This is a genomic window from Ornithinibacillus halotolerans (genome assembly GCF_014637405.1).
Lineage (GTDB): Bacteria > Bacillota > Bacilli > Bacillales > Amphibacillaceae > Ornithinibacillus > Ornithinibacillus halotolerans.
Genome location: NZ_BMEY01000011.1, coordinates 91,645 through 107,580 on the forward strand (window position 1 = coordinate 91,645; position 15,936 = coordinate 107,580).

The 15,936-nt window shown below is 36.5% G+C and carries 15 protein-coding genes; all 15 read right to left on the minus strand.

Annotation, left to right across the window (positions count from 1 at the left end):
• Positions 1 to 6 precede the first annotated feature (6 nt).
• The 15 genes from IEV35_RS11970 to essC all read right to left on the minus strand — a co-directional run bounded on the left by IEV35_RS11970 (position 7) and on the right by essC (position 15,929).
• On the minus strand, positions 7 to 696 hold the full coding sequence (locus tag IEV35_RS11970; protein WP_188384888.1) for a hypothetical protein: 690 nt from the start codon (positions 694 to 696) through the stop codon (positions 7 to 9).
• A gap of 12 nt (positions 697 to 708) precedes the next feature.
• A complete protein-coding gene (locus IEV35_RS11975) occupies positions 709 to 2,430 on the minus strand; it encodes a serine/threonine protein kinase (RefSeq protein WP_229740736.1) in 1,722 nt (573 codons plus the stop codon).
• On the minus strand, positions 2,414 to 3,181 hold the full coding sequence (locus IEV35_RS11980; RefSeq protein WP_188384889.1) for a PP2C family protein-serine/threonine phosphatase: 768 nt from the start codon (positions 3,179 to 3,181) through the stop codon (positions 2,414 to 2,416). The genes IEV35_RS11975 and IEV35_RS11980 overlap by 17 nt, the downstream gene beginning before the upstream one ends.
• 43 nt (positions 3,182 to 3,224) lie before the next feature.
• Positions 3,225 to 4,229, minus strand: coding sequence for an FHA domain-containing protein (locus IEV35_RS11985; protein WP_188384890.1), 1,005 nt, complete (start codon positions 4,227 to 4,229; stop codon positions 3,225 to 3,227).
• Positions 4,230 to 4,618: 389 nt separating this feature from the next.
• On the minus strand, positions 4,619 to 4,909 hold the full coding sequence (locus tag IEV35_RS11990; protein WP_188384891.1) for a WXG100 family type VII secretion target: 291 nt from the start codon (positions 4,907 to 4,909) through the stop codon (positions 4,619 to 4,621).
• A gap of 66 nt (positions 4,910 to 4,975) precedes the next feature.
• Positions 4,976 to 5,296, minus strand: a complete 321-nt coding sequence (locus tag IEV35_RS11995; RefSeq protein ID WP_188384892.1) for a WXG100 family type VII secretion target — start codon at positions 5,294 to 5,296, stop codon at positions 4,976 to 4,978.
• Position 5,297: 1 nt separating this feature from the next.
• Complete coding sequence (locus tag IEV35_RS12000; protein ID WP_188384893.1) at positions 5,298 to 6,629, minus strand: tetratricopeptide repeat protein; 1,332 nt, start codon at positions 6,627 to 6,629, stop codon at positions 5,298 to 5,300.
• A 38-nt stretch (positions 6,630 to 6,667) separates the two neighbouring features.
• Positions 6,668 to 7,258 carry a hypothetical protein gene (locus IEV35_RS12005; protein ID WP_188384894.1) on the minus strand — a complete coding sequence of 197 codons (591 nt, stop codon included), beginning with the start codon at positions 7,256 to 7,258 and terminating at the stop codon, positions 6,668 to 6,670.
• A gap of 41 nt (positions 7,259 to 7,299) precedes the next feature.
• The gene (locus IEV35_RS12010; RefSeq protein ID WP_188384895.1) at positions 7,300 to 7,881 is read right to left on the minus strand and encodes a hypothetical protein; all 582 of its coding nucleotides are present in this window, start codon (positions 7,879 to 7,881) and stop codon (positions 7,300 to 7,302) included.
• Between the two features lie 41 nt (positions 7,882 to 7,922).
• On the minus strand, positions 7,923 to 8,513 hold the full coding sequence (locus tag IEV35_RS12015) for a hypothetical protein (RefSeq protein WP_188384896.1): 591 nt from the start codon (positions 8,511 to 8,513) through the stop codon (positions 7,923 to 7,925).
• Positions 8,514 to 8,648: 135 nt separating this feature from the next.
• Positions 8,649 to 9,230, minus strand: a complete 582-nt coding sequence (locus tag IEV35_RS12020; protein WP_188384897.1) for a hypothetical protein — start codon at positions 9,228 to 9,230, stop codon at positions 8,649 to 8,651.
• A gap of 46 nt (positions 9,231 to 9,276) precedes the next feature.
• Complete coding sequence (locus IEV35_RS12025) at positions 9,277 to 10,650, minus strand: hypothetical protein (protein WP_188384898.1); 1,374 nt, start codon at positions 10,648 to 10,650, stop codon at positions 9,277 to 9,279.
• A gap of 2 nt (positions 10,651 to 10,652) precedes the next feature.
• Positions 10,653 to 11,069 (minus strand): hypothetical protein, encoded by a 417-nt coding sequence (locus IEV35_RS12030; RefSeq protein WP_188384899.1) that lies wholly within the window; start codon positions 11,067 to 11,069, stop codon positions 10,653 to 10,655.
• A 16-nt stretch (positions 11,070 to 11,085) separates the two neighbouring features.
• A complete protein-coding gene (locus IEV35_RS12035) occupies positions 11,086 to 11,394 on the minus strand; it encodes a WXG100 family type VII secretion target (RefSeq protein ID WP_188384900.1) in 309 nt (102 codons plus the stop codon).
• A 14-nt stretch (positions 11,395 to 11,408) separates the two neighbouring features.
• The gene (gene essC / locus IEV35_RS12040; protein ID WP_188384901.1) at positions 11,409 to 15,929 is read right to left on the minus strand and encodes a type VII secretion protein EssC; all 4,521 of its coding nucleotides are present in this window, start codon (positions 15,927 to 15,929) and stop codon (positions 11,409 to 11,411) included.
• Between the last annotated feature and the right edge of the window lie 7 nt (positions 15,930 to 15,936).

Consider the following 15,936-nt stretch of genomic DNA (forward strand, 5'->3'; position numbering starts at 1 on the left):
ATTTCCTTAAAGTATCTCTTCTGTATGTGTTATTTTTACATCTTTCATAATTTTGAAATCAATATCTTGTTTAATAGAAGGATGCTCCTCATCCGTTAAATCCTCGGTAATCTCTAATACTGTTGTACTACTTGCCTCACGATAGGATTGTTCATGATGTAGAACTTGGGTTCCTTCTGACAATGGTATATCACTGTCCATTGCTAATACTTGGGTACCTTCATGCAGTACCTCTGTATCATCGGTTAAAACTTGTGTTCCATGGGGTAAAACTTCTGTTCCGTTATTCAATACGTCTGTTCCATCTGCTAACACTTGTGTACCGTCTGCCATACTCTCCCCGCTATCTACTAAGACTTGCGTGTTATCTGGTAGTTTCTCAGTAAAATCTTCTGTCTTATGACGACGGCCAAATCTCCATGTATTAGCTGATTTCTTTAGCTTTTTCGATTTGGTAATCGGTTCAGTTAACTCTCCTCTCTCTATATTAAAAGCACTTGGTCCGTAACGCTTTTGACCAGTTTTACTGTTTTCTTCGCGAATTCTTTCAATTTGTTTCGCTGCGGTTCTTCCTGTCAGATCACCAATAATTGCCCATATATCTAACTTAAAAAACATAATAATGGCTACTAAAAATAATATACCTGCTAGGGAATATCCGACGATGGAAATAATTTGCCAAACGCTTGCATCCATACGTTTCCCTCCCTATTGTCGATACGCATTATCAATAGCTTTTTCTGCTGTTGAAATACGTCCCATAATATCATTTTTCATTTCTTCTGTTTTATCTGTAGTAACTGGAAGTTGTTCTGTACTATTCTTTACCTCTTCAAAGACAGCACGTATATCGGATTCTTCTACCCCATCTGATTTAAACTTTCTAGCATATGTCTCAATCGAAAACATCGTTAATTTATATAATTCTAGATTAACAATTTCATTTTCCTCTTGATTAGTAGAAACCAAGTTTATGAGACCTTTCAAATCATCCCAATACGGCATATACATTCCTTTATCCGAAGCTTCTTGGACATGGATGTTAATTTCTTCATTGAACTGGCCAATACTTTGATAAATGGCTGCCATTTCATAATAATCTTCATCTACAGAACTATGTTGAAGAACATCATCAAACCATTGTACAGAGCTTTTCATCCTCGTTACTTGATTATCACTTAACTCATTTTTCCCATATCCATAGTAGTACCAGTAGATTTTTCCTATTTCAAAAGCAAGGTCTGCATAATCCTCATTTTCTCTTAAACTACTAAGATGTGGATTTATCTTTTTCATTAATATTTGTTCTTCTTCGATCGAGAAATTCAAGTCATCTCTAAAGGTTTTAATTAAACCCATGTATGCTTCATTCGCCGTTGGTTTAATATCAATTGCGTTTACATAATAATCAATTTTTCCTTCTTCAGAAGTTGCTCTTTCTGCCAGTTGAATGTACCGATTATAGTCTGTATTATCTGTTCGCACCTTCATCCCTTGACCGAAAACACCAGCAAATAAACAAATGAATGCGGCACCAGTAACTAGACCAAACTTACGAAGCTTTGATTTTTGTTTCTCTCGGTATACGTCATCCACTTCTTCATAGTGGTCCAATGCGTATAATAACTCGGCACAAGATTGATACCGGTCTTCTGGATTAAGTTGGGTACACTTTAGAATGATTTTTTCTAATCCACCAGATAGATTTGGGTTCCAATTTCGAATCGGATATAACTCATACGGAGGCTCACTTGGATTATGACCAGTAACTAGGTGATACAGTGTTACTCCTAAACAATACACGTCTGTTCGTGGATCGGTTTGACCTTTTCCACCAAATTGTTCTGGGGCTGCATACCCTTTGGTACCTAGACTGACCGTATCCGCTAAATTCTGTTCTTTAAATTCTCTCGCGATTCCAAAGTCGATTAACTTTAAATTACCATCTGGCTTTAACATGACATTGGCAGGTTTCATATCACGATAAATAATCGATGGTTGACGTGTATGTAAGTAATCGAGCACTTCACATAATTGCTTCGCCCACTCAATTACTAATTCTTGTGGTTGTGCACCATACTCATCAATAATCTTATCTAATGGCTCCCCTTCGATATAATCCATAATGACGAATATTACATCTTCTCGGTCGATAATATCTACGATTCGGGGTAAGGCTGGATGATCCAGCTTTTTTATTAAGTTTGCTTCAGCAATGGCACTTTGAATAACCACTTCATTACTACTCTTTTCACGGCTAGTTTTTTCGATTTCCTTAACTGCCCATTGCTTATTCAATCGCTTATCCATCGCAAGATATACTTTGGACATTCCACCCCGACCAATAAGCTTTAAGATTTCATATTTACCATCTATAATCGAACCAATTACAGCCAAAACAACTTCCCCATCCTTATTGAATTTTGACAATGACAACTGAAATATTATCCGTTTCTTGCCTTTCCTTCACTAGTTCTACCATACGAACTGCTCTCGTTTCCATCTCATCTTCCGTAGATAAGTTTGCTGGAGCAAATGTACTATATATCTCTTCTTCCGAAATTTTATGACGAAAACCGTCTGAACAAAGGAGGTACACTTCCCCTGCACTTGCCCTTCCTTCAAAGAACTCTGGTCGAACCTGGTTGGAAGCACCTATACATTGGAGGAGGACATTTCTTCTTGGGTCTGTTTTTGCTTGTTCTGGAGTAATTCTCCCTTGTTTAATATCCCTCGCTACAACGGTTTGGTCTTCGGTTAGTTGACGTAACTCAGAATCAAGGCGATACACCCGTGAATCCCCGACATGACCTACAAGCATAAACTTAGAGTCAATCAGTAACATCGCAGTTAATGTCGTACCGAGATTACTTCGAATGGCTCTTCCATGGGCACCAATTCGCTCATTCTGTTCTTGAATAATTTGCTCCCACCTGTTTTGAATAGTACTCCATTGATCTTTTGCAAGCTGGGTAGGTAGTTCTTGATCAAACCATTTGGAAAATGCATGGATTACCGTTGCACTTGCCACTTCCCCTTTAGAAAGACCTCCCATGCCATCACAAATAACCGCTAATACTACTTTTCCAACAGATGTTTCTGCCATTTTGATACAAAGACTATCCTGATTCGTAGACTTTTGAATCCCAATATCGGTGTGGGCAGCTGTTAAAATTTCCATATCCAATCACCCTCGCCTGGAAAAGGGTTCTCCCTTTTTCCTTCTATAGATAAAAAATAAATTCTTCGTTCGCTAGTTTTATTTTCGTGCCGGAGAATATCTCAACTTCTTCTCTCACTGGAATCGCACGATCATCTACATATGTTTTATTTGTGGAATTATTATCGATGATGAAATACCGATTATCTTTTGTAAGTATATCTGCATGACTTCGACTAATGGCAGTATTATCAGATATGAATAAATCGCAATACCTTTTTTCTTTTCCAATCCGGAAAGATGGTTTATTCACACTGACCTTTTCTTGGGTACTTTCTCGTATTAAATATGGATAGGAAGGCTCTTCATACACTTCACTTAAAACTGTTGTGCCTTCTGTATCTTCTACCCCCAGTACAGTCGTTTCTCCTGCATCTTCTACACCTAAAACGGTAGTTTCACTGAAGCTTTGCTCTCTCGCTGAAGATTGTTGCTCCATATATAGTTTTGTTTCTAGTGTCCCCATTAGTTCATAGATGACTTTTTCAAAACTATGAATGGAAAAAGAAGGGGTATGATTAAAATAGTGTAGATACGTAGATATATACTCATGATCTTCCTCTTTAGAGAAAACAATACGATATGGTAAATCCTTAAAAAACCCAGCGACGGAAATAGGACGCTGACTATTTAAAATCGGCCAAAAGATACAATGTATCTTTCTTGATATTGGATCAATAAAAATACTGTCTACGTGAAGGATTAAATTTTGTGTATTTAGGATGTTCTTCTCACAATCTTTCACAATAGCCAGCAGCTGATCAACCACTTCAAGAAACCGCTGTTTCGTAACCGTTCCGCTAAAGTACTCTCGTAAAGACATGAATCCCTCTACTGTTGCTGTTAATGTAACTCTTTTTTTCCTTTGTTTGATTTGAACAGGAATCAAGCTCGGTAGTAAGCCAGTTGTAATTACTTTCAGTTCACGGTCATTCACCATTTCTGGATGGACTAACTTATTGACCACAACCGTTTTAGTTTTGCTTTTTTCCACTACTGTTTTCCCCATATATATCTCCCACTATCAAAATGAAATCTTTTAAACTAGTATGTTTAAATCTCTAGAACTAATATGTAAATTATGTAGATTAATACTTAGTAAATAAATTAGTCATATGTTTATAAGAAAAAGAGACTGGGACATAGATAAAAAAACATGCAGTACATGCGAACGACCACTACATCAGCCCCGGAAATATACGGAGACTCCTGTGGGAGGAAAGGCATCGGTGAGACCCCGCAAGAGCGACAGCTCTGAGGAGGCTCACCAGCCGCCCACGGAAAGCGAAGTATATTTCCGGGGCGGGTTAGATGCTCAAACCTTAATGTTCGAATTTACCTTTGTTTGAATTAGTTTTTGTCCCAGTCCTTTAACTGCTAGTTCTCTTGAAAGACCTATTATCCTCTAAAGTTAGTTTGTAATGTTTCATCTACATTACTGAACGCATCTGCAGCAGAGACAGTAGCTTGACCTAGGTTGTCAACTAGTACTGGGAATTGGTCTAAACTTTGTTTTAGGTTTTCATACATTTCTAAGTATGCTCCTTCAGCTAAACCATCCCATCCATCATTGATTTCTTGAACTTTGTTGTCGATTAAACCTAGAATGTCTTGAAGCTCCGTTGCGAATGTTTGTAGATCTTTCCCCTGTCCTGATAGTACCTCTGGTGTTACTCTAATATTTGCCATTTTTTCCTCTTCCTTCCTTTATTTAAAATTTTTATATTTGCAAACAGCTCGAGGGCTGTTTATGCACTATTTTACTTTCGTTTGTTCAATATGATTTTCAACGAGATTATCGTACTCAGAAGCAGCTGATATTAATACATCTTGTAGAGTTTCTAGTAAATCGGCATACTTTTCGATATTCTCACCCCAGTTTGTATCTGCCATCTGGTGAAAAAGTTCACCAGCAGGTGTGGTCCAGCCGGAGTTCTTTAGTTCTGTTAGTAGATTATCAAGTTTCTTTGACATTGATTTCAGTTCTCCAGCGATTTTTCCATACTGTTTTCCATATTGACGTAATGCATCGGTATCGAATGCTAAATCAGTATTACCTTCATAAGATAATGCCAAATTAACCACCTACTCCTTCATACATCTCTTCTAGTTCCGGTTTTAATTGGAAAGCTCTATTTAGTTCTTCTTTCATAAGAGCTGCCTTCCCTTGTGAACGATATATATCTGCGCGAAGAGTATGTACCTCTGCAATTTCCTGATTAATGCCAGAAATAAAATCTAGTAAATCTAATGCTTTGTCATATTCCTCACTATCTTTTAAGCACATGACACGATATAAATAAATATCGACAGCAGCTGGATCTTGAAGGGTAGCTAAGCGGTAAATAGAATTTGCTTCTTTATACAGCTTATTTGCCTCTTCTTGCTTCCCAATCTGCTTCAAGCAAAACGGTCGATAATATAATGCGGCATAATAATAAGAATCTTTCCCTTTATTATTAATTAGTGCAGTAGCAACTTCTAACGCCTCATTATATTCTTCCTTAGCAAGATACATATTCATTAACATAAAGCGTGCTTCCCCTTCGAAAGAGTCTTCGTCTTCCAAGGAAATACATTCTTTACAACTTGCAATCGCCTGGTCCACGTCTTGTTTTTCTGCTGCAATTTGTGCTTCTAACAATACGAAACCTCGTTTGGCTTCATCATAATACTTCATCTGTTTGGCTGTATGAATTAATTGATAAGCTAAATCAAATTGTCCGTTAAGAGCAACAGATTTCACATAATCATGCATTAACTCCGGATCTTCTGGGAAACGGTCCGATGCAGCCTTGGAGAATGCAACCGCTTCTTCAATCTTTCCTTTATGAATGAGTAATTGTGTTTTCAAATGGTACCCATCGAATAATTCTGGTGAACTCTTTAACAGTTCATCTACACTTTCTTCCGCACTATCAATCATGTCTAAACGGACTAAGACAGATATTTTTTTCACTAAATAATCTGGTCTTGCTGGGTTTTTAAGATGGGCTTTTTGAAAATATCGAAGTGCCATTTGGTCATCATTTAAATGCTCATAAGCCATCCCCACGAAGAACAATGCTTCGTCATTATCGTATCCATTTGAAAGTGCTAGATTATAATTCTCTAACCCTTCATGAACATTATCGTTCATGAAACAAGCATTTCCATACAGAAAGTAAAGCTCTCCACTCTTTTCAATCAAAAGTGCTTTTTTGTATTGATTCTTTGCTTCTTTGAAATTATTAGAGGCCATATAGAGATCCCCGTAGTTCTTGTAGTTATCTACTAACATAGGATCCAACTCTATTGCTCTATCTAACTTCTTTTGAGCCGCTGGGAAATTACCAGCCTGGATTAGAAGCACACTTTGTTGGTTTAAATCTTTTGCCTCAAGTCTTTGTTCATTCACATTAACTTCCATAGCAACCTCCTTGCGATTATTTAAATCCATCTTTCCTATCATTTTTCTGCCACAACAACCTTTATTGGAGAGTGTTTTTCTATTTCGGCAACAAAATCAACATCTGGATCTGCTGAAGTATAGAAGTAACAAATTGTTCTATTGACATTTCTATGATAAGTTGGCTTCTCAGGTACTGTTCCATCTTTGTTATAGTCGTACCAAATTGCTTCTACATCTCCATATATTGCAATTCGCATCTTTACCGTTCCGAATTCTATTTTTTCTATTTCGTTGTAATAAAACTTCCAATATTCTTTTCTCTGAACCTTCCTACTGTAGTAATATTTTTCTCTATACAATATTAGGTAATCATCATAAAACCAAATCTCAAAAGGAGAAGGAACTCTATGGCTGCCGTCTGCGAATGTTAATCCAACCGCAAGCACAACAAGCATTACTTGTGATGACCAACTCAGTTCCTTAAACATATTTTCTTGGAAGATCAAAGAGCTTAGAATAACGAATGCAACAATAATCCAAACTCCTTTTTTAATTCTACCCAACCATGGATTCGGATTTTTAGGCACTAACATTGCTTCTTTCGCTTTGAGTACATAATTTGGTTTTTCTTCTCTAATTGTTTCCATTGCTCAACTCCTTGGGTCAAGGAGGCCCTCACCCAGCCACATTAACTCTCATTTAGTGAAACTTTTATAGGAGAGTTTTTTTCAATTTCGGCAACAAAATCTACTTCGGGAGCTTCGGATGTATAAAACCAAGTAATACCACTCCCTTTTTTGTGGAAAGATGGTTTTTCGGGTAGTGTTCCATCTTGGTTATAGTTATACCAAGTAAATTCACCGACTCCGATTATGTTCATTTTTTTTGAAACTGTTCGGTATTTGAATTCTTTAATATCCTTATAACAGAATTTGTTGTATTCTTTCTTGAAATGTTTTTTACTATAATAATGCTTCTCCCGATAGACAATAAGATAATCATCATAAAATTGTATTTCGAATGGAGAAGGTACCATTTTATTTCCTCCAGCAAAACTTACACCTATCGCTAACACAATGAGCATTATTCTTGCAGACCATGTAAGTTCGCTGAATATATTTTCTTGGAAAATAAAGGATCCAATTATAACTAAACCTACTATAATCCAGACAACTTTTTTGAGCTTACTAAAATTATCATTTTTTGGGACTATTACACCTTCATTGGCTTTTAGTATATAATTTGGTTTTTCTTCTCTGGGTATCTTCACTGTTTAACTCCTTTGTAAGAGCGAAAATTCCATTGTTCTTACTATTTATCTTCAATAGCAACCTTAATTGGAGAGTGTTCTTCTATTTCGGCAACAAAATCAACATCTGGATCTGCTGAAGTATAGAAGTAACAAATTGTTCTTTTAACATTTCTATGATAAGTTGGCTTCTCAGGTACTGTTCCATCTTTGTTGTAGTCGTACCAAATTGCTTCTACATCTCCATATATTGCAATTCGCTTCTTTATCGTTCCGAGTTCTATTTTTTCTATTTCGTTGTAATAAAACTTCCAATATTCTTTTCTCTGAACCTTCCTACTGTAGTAATATTTTTCTCTATACAATATTAGATGATCATCATAAAACCGAATCTCAAAGGGAGAAGGAACTCTATGGCTGCCGTCTGCAAATGTTAATCCAACCGCAAGTACAACAAGCATTACTTGTGATGACCAACTTAGTTCCTTAAACATATTTTCTTGATAGATCAAAGAGCTTAGAATAATGAAAGCAACAATAATCCAAACTCCTTTTTTCATTCTCCCCAACCATGGATTCGGATTTTTATGAACCGTCATTGCTTCTTTCGCTTTTAGTACATAATTTGGTGTTTCTTTTTTTACAGTTTCCATTGCTCAACTCCTTGGGTCAAGGAGGCCCTCACCCAGTCACATTAACTCTCAAAATGTAATTTTTATAGGAGAGTATTTTACTATAATTATGTCTTTCTCGATTAGACAATAAAATACAAGGTTGTAGTTCTAGATCTAACTATTTTCCACAACAACTTTTATCGGTGAATGCTTTTCGATTTCTGCAACAAAGTCAACTTCCTTGTCTGTTGATGTGTCAAAATAACAAAATCCGCCTTTAGTAGTTTTGTGATAGGTTGGCTTATCTGGTAGGGTCCCATCTTTTTTATAGTCGTACCATATCCCCTCAATTGTCCCGTAGATACTGATGCGCTCCGTAGTTGTTCTATGGACTATTTTTTCAATTTCATCGTAATAGAATTTATTAAATTCTTTTCGAGGGAGCTTACCATAATACCGTTTCTCACGAAAAACAACCAAATAATCATTATAAAAACGAATTTCAAAAGGTGATGGAACTCTCATGCTATTTTTGGTAAATGTTAATACAAGAGCCAGCACAATAAGCATTACTTGTGATGACCAGCTTAGCTCACTAAACATATTTTCTTGGAAAATAATCGAGAGTAAGATAACTAAACCGACAATAATCCAAATTGCTTTTTTCAACATACTTAGCCATGGGTTTTTGGGAGTTAGTACCCCCTCTATAGCTTTTAATACATAATTTGGTTTTTCTTCTCTTATTGTTTCCATTGTATTACTCCTAAACTATAGTACTTTTCAGTACTGTTATATTTCATTAACGTATACCAACTGCAGTGTTATTTGGACTTGTTAGTTTTTCCATGACACCTTGATCAATGTGATATGGATTTAATAATTTTTTAATACCTTCAGACCCCTTAGAAATACCATCAAATATTGACGTAACGTCTCCACCTTTTATTCTGTCATCTCCTGGCAAACTAGTTATAGGTATTAACGGAACAGCAATACCTCCGATAGTATTCTTATTTGCCCCATTATTAAGTAGCGAATTAATGGAAGACAGTATATTTTTGCTTGATTTCACTCCATCTTTCCCGGTAGTAAAATTCATAAAGTCCTTCTCAAAGTTTTTAGCAAAGCCTGCAGCAAATTCTTTACCATATTCAGCAAAGAATTTCCAGTTCCCCATCGTTAAAGCCCTCTTAGCATCTGTTATACCATTTACAACATCGGTTTTAAGTTTAGTGCTAAATAGACTCCAATTCTGTTTGTTTGCAATATCAAAAATCTTAATGTTATTTATATTAGATGGATCTCCAGTGGCCCATTTATATCCTTTCTTAGCAAGGTTTCCAATTCCACCAACCGCTGTAATAATGGTAGTAACAGTAGCTGCTCCATCAAGGATACTTGCAAATCGATGTAATCCCTTGTCATCCTCCATCCGCATCATATCGGATAACGTATTAACGTCCCTTAACCGCTGCCCCATCACAGGGTTATCGGCTCGTGTTTCTTTATATCCTTTAATCTCATTGGCAAAATTGGCAAAACTATTTAATAACATAATAAATCCACCAATAACACCAGCAATGATGACAAGTAGAGCTCCACCAGATATAATTGCAACGGCTATTGTTGCAACGGCTAATGCCAGTTCTATTACGAAGACCCCAATACTCTTAAGAAGTTCTTTTCCACCTTCAAAGTGAAACCAGTTTTTAATACTTTGTTTAAAGTCATCTAATCCAGCTAAGAACTGGTCTCTTACATCCCCTAACCATCTGCCGATAGCCGTATTATTTTCAAATTTAGTAAGTAAGGAGGTAATCGTGCTAATGACTTTATTATCTTTTATCCCATGTCTTTGTTTAAAGCTAGCTGTCAAAGATGAAACTTTCGACTTCACGCTTCGATCTGTCGTTTCACATTGCGCTCTTAAATCGGTTAAATCATCCGCGTATTTGCTGTAGTTTGTTGCGCGGTCTCTTAATGTAGACATTTTACTACTTGCGTTACTTTTCGCTGTAGAAAGGTTGGAAGACCATGGTCCATTGTAACTGTTTAATTTACTGTAAACTCTTTTATCAATGGCATCTGCATAGTTATCTAACCGCTTTGCTACTGATTTTGCCTCACTCGCTGCATTCTTTAGACTCCTGTATGATATGGAAGCAATACTCATTTTCAACCACCTCCAAATAACTTTCTTGCTAATTCTGCTCGTTCTTCTGCTTTTTTCGCTTTGTATTTAGAATAATAATAATCTCGGCTTGATATAGCTTGGTTTAATAATTGATTCAACCGGGAAATTTCATCTTCCAGACCGTCTTGTGTTCTACTTAAATTTCTATCCTGTGACACACTTTTTTCTTTTTTATTTAAATGGGTGTTTGCTTGGGAGGTGAAAATCGAATTATGCCTTACCCCTTTATTTAAATCATGTGTCAAATCTTCATATTCAAAATTTACGTCCCAAATTTCTCCTTGCATATCGCCGAGACGGTTTAAAATCCTCTCTAAGTCCCTTATATTATCCTCATAATCATCTACTTCTCGTTTCTTCTTTAGATAAAGATTATAATAATAAGAACTACTGGCCACCTTCCCTCACCCTTTCTTAACCTTCCATCGCCATATCAAACTGTTGACGTATTTGATCATCGGCTGTTGCATATTGTGCTTCCGCTTCAACGAGCATGTCGTAAACATCTCTTAAAGCATCACCAAAGTCATCAATTTTAGAAATCAACAGTTTATATTGGGTTTCAAATTCATCTCGACCTTCACCAACCCAGTTCTCTTTTACGTTTTGCGTAATTCTAGCAACTTCTTGATTTGTTTCTTGATAAGCATCTACAATTTCCTTGATTTGGACATGGGTCTGATTGATTCTTTCCTGTTCAATCGTACCTTTAACTATGGACACAACTCCCACCTCACTTATTCAAAGATTTTAATTTTTGTATATCCAGAGCTGTCGAAACGATACCCATTCGATTTTTCAAAGGTTGTTTCTGCTCGGAGTCTTGCTGGAACATCAAATACTTTACTCTCTAATATTGGTGCAAATAGAATTGCTTTTTTCTCTTCTTTAATTGTTTTTAATACTTCAGATGCATTAAAGCCAACTGTTTCATTTTCCATCGTTGTAATTAGTACGAAGGATAATGCTTCATTTGCATCTTTAATGACTCCAGCAAATGATTTACTTTCGTTTCTGTCACTACTAATCCGCTTAAATACTTCGGTATTATTTAAGATTAATAGTTTATAGGACAGGTCTTCTAACTCATCTAAGTCTTTCCTTCTTGTGATTTCTTCATGGAAGTCATTCACATAGAGGAGACCTTCTGCTGGATCATTTGTATACTTTTGGACAAATCCTAATGCAGAAAATTCCTGTAACGATTTAGATTTATCATCAATAATGATTGCTTCGATATTGTGATAAATAATCGTTTGACTGAGCAATTGAAGCAGATTAACTGTGAATCGCTCTTTACTCTCTCTATCTCCCATTAGTGTCATGGAACCACTACGATTGAAGTCCAACGTAGAATACTCTACTTTGTCATAGTCCATTCCGATCGGTAAGATACCTTTCTTCTTAAATGCTTCCGCATCTGTTTGTAATGCTTCTTGAAGAATCAGTTTCTCTGGAACCATCGGGATTGTGCGAGCTGTTGCCTGACATTCTGTATTACGTTTTTCAATGAATTGCTTCAATTCAGCACTTCGCTCTGCTTCTTTTGAGCTATTACCAAAGATTGCAACTTGATATTCCAAAATACGTTTATCTAGCATTAATAGCCCTCGACCAGCAGTATCCTTCGGTGTTTGCTTATTATGACCGAAAGCAGCACTATATTCGGACTTATCATTACAATTAAGAACAAGCTTCCTACCGAAGTTCCCTTGTGTTCGGTAATTAAGAGCATTCGATGTTGCGGATGTAATAATGAATGAAATTCCAACCCCTTGTGCTTCACGGCTAAGACTATTCAATTCATCTGCTTGATTCGGGAAATATTCCTTAAAGGCAGCCATATTATCAATCACTACAACAACCATCGGAATATCTGTAAATCCAGCGTCTAAATAAGCTGAAAAGCTTCCTACACCTTTGCTGGAAAGAATTGTTTTTCTTTCCGCTACCATCGTGTTTAATAGCTTAAAGAGGTTTTTACACTTTTCTTCTTCATTTGATAGTACGACCCCACCAACATGTTTGGCGTTTTCGAATGTTTTTAGTACCATGCTACCGCAGTCAATTAAATATAGATTCACTTGAGAAGGATCATATTTATTAATTAACCCGTATGTTAACGTTTGTAGCATTGTTGTTTTACCTGTTTGTGCAGAACCAACTAAGTATACATTTTCCTTCGATGGCTCAATCACAACCTGGCCTTGACGTTGTTGTTCTGGATCATCATACATTCCAATTGGTACGGAAATATTCAGTTCATTATTCGTGCTGTAATCAAGCGAATTCGTGTTAATGACATCTGGTAGGGAAGGTAAGCAAATACCTGGAAGTTGTTCGATTCCCTTTACTGCGCAGAAGTCATGCACATATTCCACAATTGCTTCTAATTGGGTCTTTGTTTCCACTGCTGTTTTAGCCTTTTTATTTGAATAGACTAAACGCTTCTTTCCCCAAATATTTCGTTCATACAGTTCAAAAATTCGCTCGTTCATGTCATTACCAGTTGGAACGTGACCACCACTATATGCAGATTGGAATAAGTCAAATATTTCATTGTTCCCTACTTGGAAGTATGCTCGACCAGGTTCCACAATTTCAGCTGCAAGTGGTGTTTTAATAACTTCGGTACTATCTTCTCTCGTTTGTACTTTCAAACATAATTTGAACTTAGAGTTACTCCAGATTTGGTTATCCACCACACCAGCTGGTTTCTGAGTTGCAAGGATTAGATGGATTCCTAATGTTCGCCCGATACGAGCGGCTGAAATAATTTCTTTCATAAAGTCAGGATGTTCTGCTTTTAGTTCGGCGAATTCATCGACAACCATGATCAAATGCGGTAACGGTTTATCAACTTTCTTCGCCTTAAATAGCTTGATGTAATCATTAATATGGTTGACTCCTGCATCGGAGAACATTTCTTGTCGTTTGACTAACTCTGCTTTAATCGATAATAAGGATCGATTAATTTCTCTACCATCAATGTTCGTAATCGTTCCAATAAGATGCGGTAAATTTTTAAACTGGTTAGCCATTCCTCCACCTTTGAAGTCGATAATGACAAACCCAACTTCATATGGATGGTACAAAGTTGCCATCGATAAAATGTAGCTCTGGATAATTTCACTTTTCCCTGAGCCTGTCGTACCAGCAACTAATCCATGTGGGCCATGTGCTCCAGCTTTGTCACTGATATCGAGAAAAACAACTTCATTTTTCCGCTTTACACCAAGCGGTGCTGCCATACTGTTATACACTTGGGCGGTTTCCCAACGATCGTTTAAGTTCAGATCTTCGACTGACATAATTCCTAACAGTTCAAACATCGAAATGTTTTTTGTCAGTTCCCCTTCTAATGACACTTCGTCGACTGTTACTGCTCCAAGTCTTAAGGCAATATCTAGTGCAATTTGATTTGGTATCTCAGGGTATTCGAACTGTAGTACATGATCTCCTCGTTTCGTATGCAACACATTTCCATGCCTTGATTCCATACGAATAATTTCTGTACAACCTTGTGGCAACATTTCTTCATACTCTTCAAAGAATACAAACGTAAAACCATATTCATGACAATTTTTTATATATTTTGAAACAGGATGCGTACGAATGACGGAGGCATCTGTTACAAAAACAACATAATATTCATCCCATTCTTTCGAGTCTTTTCCGCGTTTTGTCTGTTCTCGGGAAGTTAAAATAACGTAAAGATTTTCCAGTAACACATTCATGCTTTCTTCATCGTAAATAATATTTCTAACATCTAGATCATCATTTTCTACGTTATGTAGCCATCTAACCCAACTCATTTCCTCTACATTTAATTCATTAAGTAGATAAACAAATTTCACATCTCCATAGTAATGACGGATGGCCAAATCTAACGTAATATTTTTGATGATTCTTCCTAGATCTGACTTTTTCCCAACGACCCCAATTCCATTTGACGCGTGGAAGTCAGAAATAATTGGCGCATCTTCGATATATCGAAACTGGTCGGATACTTGTTCTGGAAGCCGAGCTAACGGGTCTTCCAAATCAATAATTTCTTCTTTATTAATTCTCACTTGGTTGCTTGATTCAATGCGACCTTTCCCTAAGTACACTTGTAAAAAGTCGACATCATCTGTCGATTTTTCAAATAGCCTTCTACCAAAGTCATGAACTTCTTGGATGCTATTTTCAATAGATTCATAGATTAGGTTACGAATTTCTAGCTCTTTTTCACGAGCCTTTTCGATTTCCTCTTGTTTTTCAACAATATATTGTTGGTATCTTTCTATTCTTTCAGCAGTTTCTTCTTTATATTTTTTCTTCTCTGTTATATAAGTAGCAACAGACATAAATGCACCCATGGACATGGCAATGGCACTGTAAATAATAAATACACTTCCACCACCCATTAGTCCTCTCAGGATGATAACTGCCGCTAACATAACGAGAGCAGGGATTAATGAAATGAGTAAATTTCTTCTTGGCTTCGTTGGTTTGTTTTCAGGGTTTTGAATTTCTAGCTCTATCTCTGGAATTTCATATTGAATTCGAGTATTTCGATTAAATTTTGGATATTCTAAATGACTCTTTTGTTCTAATTTATCTTCATAACTAAAGTGTTGAATGGTAACGCGATCACTCGCTGAAGTATAGAGCTTTCCTTTTTTAAAATAGAAGCTGTAGCCAACGACAGCAAAGAAATCATAGTCATGAAGCTCTTTCTTTTTATCGATACGCCAACCATTGACGAAAACACCATATTTCGTGTTGTTATCCGTAACAAACCATTTTCCATTTTCCATTGATAGTGTCATGGAATCTGTTCCTAAATAGTCGTCGCGAATAGAAATATCACAAGAAGCATCGCCACCGATACGAATTTCTTTCACATCTGCTATATCAATTACGCGATTATATGCTTTCTTTTCATAATCAAAGTCAATCATAAAGGATAGAGTAAAGACTTCATTCCCTGATTCTTGATATTTTAAGACGAGTTCGTCCCCGTGATGAAGCTCTTTATTCATCAGCTTACGAACATCACCAAGTGACAAATATAAATTATCAGAGACTAATAGATTCCAATTATCTTTATGTTTCGTAAGTGTTAATTCAACTTGACCAAAGAACAATTCTTTGCGAAGCCTTACGTCACAATCCAGTCCTGTCCCTATTCTTAATTCCTCTGTGTCAGAGGCGATTTCAACTTCTTTATATAAGTTTCTATTTGATATAATCAGTTTGTATCTGCTCAGCATATGCTTC

Coding starts and splice junctions, on each gene's coding strand:
- IEV35_RS11990 (WP_188384891.1), bottom strand. CDS start 4,909: ATGGCAAATATTAGAGTAACACCAGAGGTACTATCAGGACAGGGGAAA.
- IEV35_RS12005 (WP_188384894.1), bottom strand. CDS start 7,258: ATGGAAACAATTAGAGAAGAAAAACCAAATTATGTACTCAAAGCGAAA.
- IEV35_RS12025 (WP_188384898.1), bottom strand. CDS start 10,650: ATGAGTATTGCTTCCATATCATACAGGAGTCTAAAGAATGCAGCGAGT.
- essC (WP_188384901.1), bottom strand. CDS start 15,929: ATGCTGAGCAGATACAAACTGATTATATCAAATAGAAACTTATATAAA.
- IEV35_RS12015 (WP_188384896.1), bottom strand. CDS start 8,513: ATGGAAACTGTAAAAAAAGAAACACCAAATTATGTACTAAAAGCGAAA.
- IEV35_RS11980 (WP_188384889.1), bottom strand. CDS start 3,181: ATGGAAATTTTAACAGCTGCCCACACCGATATTGGGATTCAAAAGTCT.
- IEV35_RS11985 (WP_188384890.1), bottom strand. CDS start 4,229: ATGGGGAAAACAGTAGTGGAAAAAAGCAAAACTAAAACGGTTGTGGTC.
- IEV35_RS11970 (WP_188384888.1), bottom strand. CDS start 696: ATGGATGCAAGCGTTTGGCAAATTATTTCCATCGTCGGATATTCCCTA.
- IEV35_RS12020 (WP_188384897.1), bottom strand. CDS start 9,230: ATGGAAACAATAAGAGAAGAAAAACCAAATTATGTATTAAAAGCTATA.
- IEV35_RS12000 (WP_188384893.1), bottom strand. CDS start 6,629: ATGGAAGTTAATGTGAATGAACAAAGACTTGAGGCAAAAGATTTAAAC.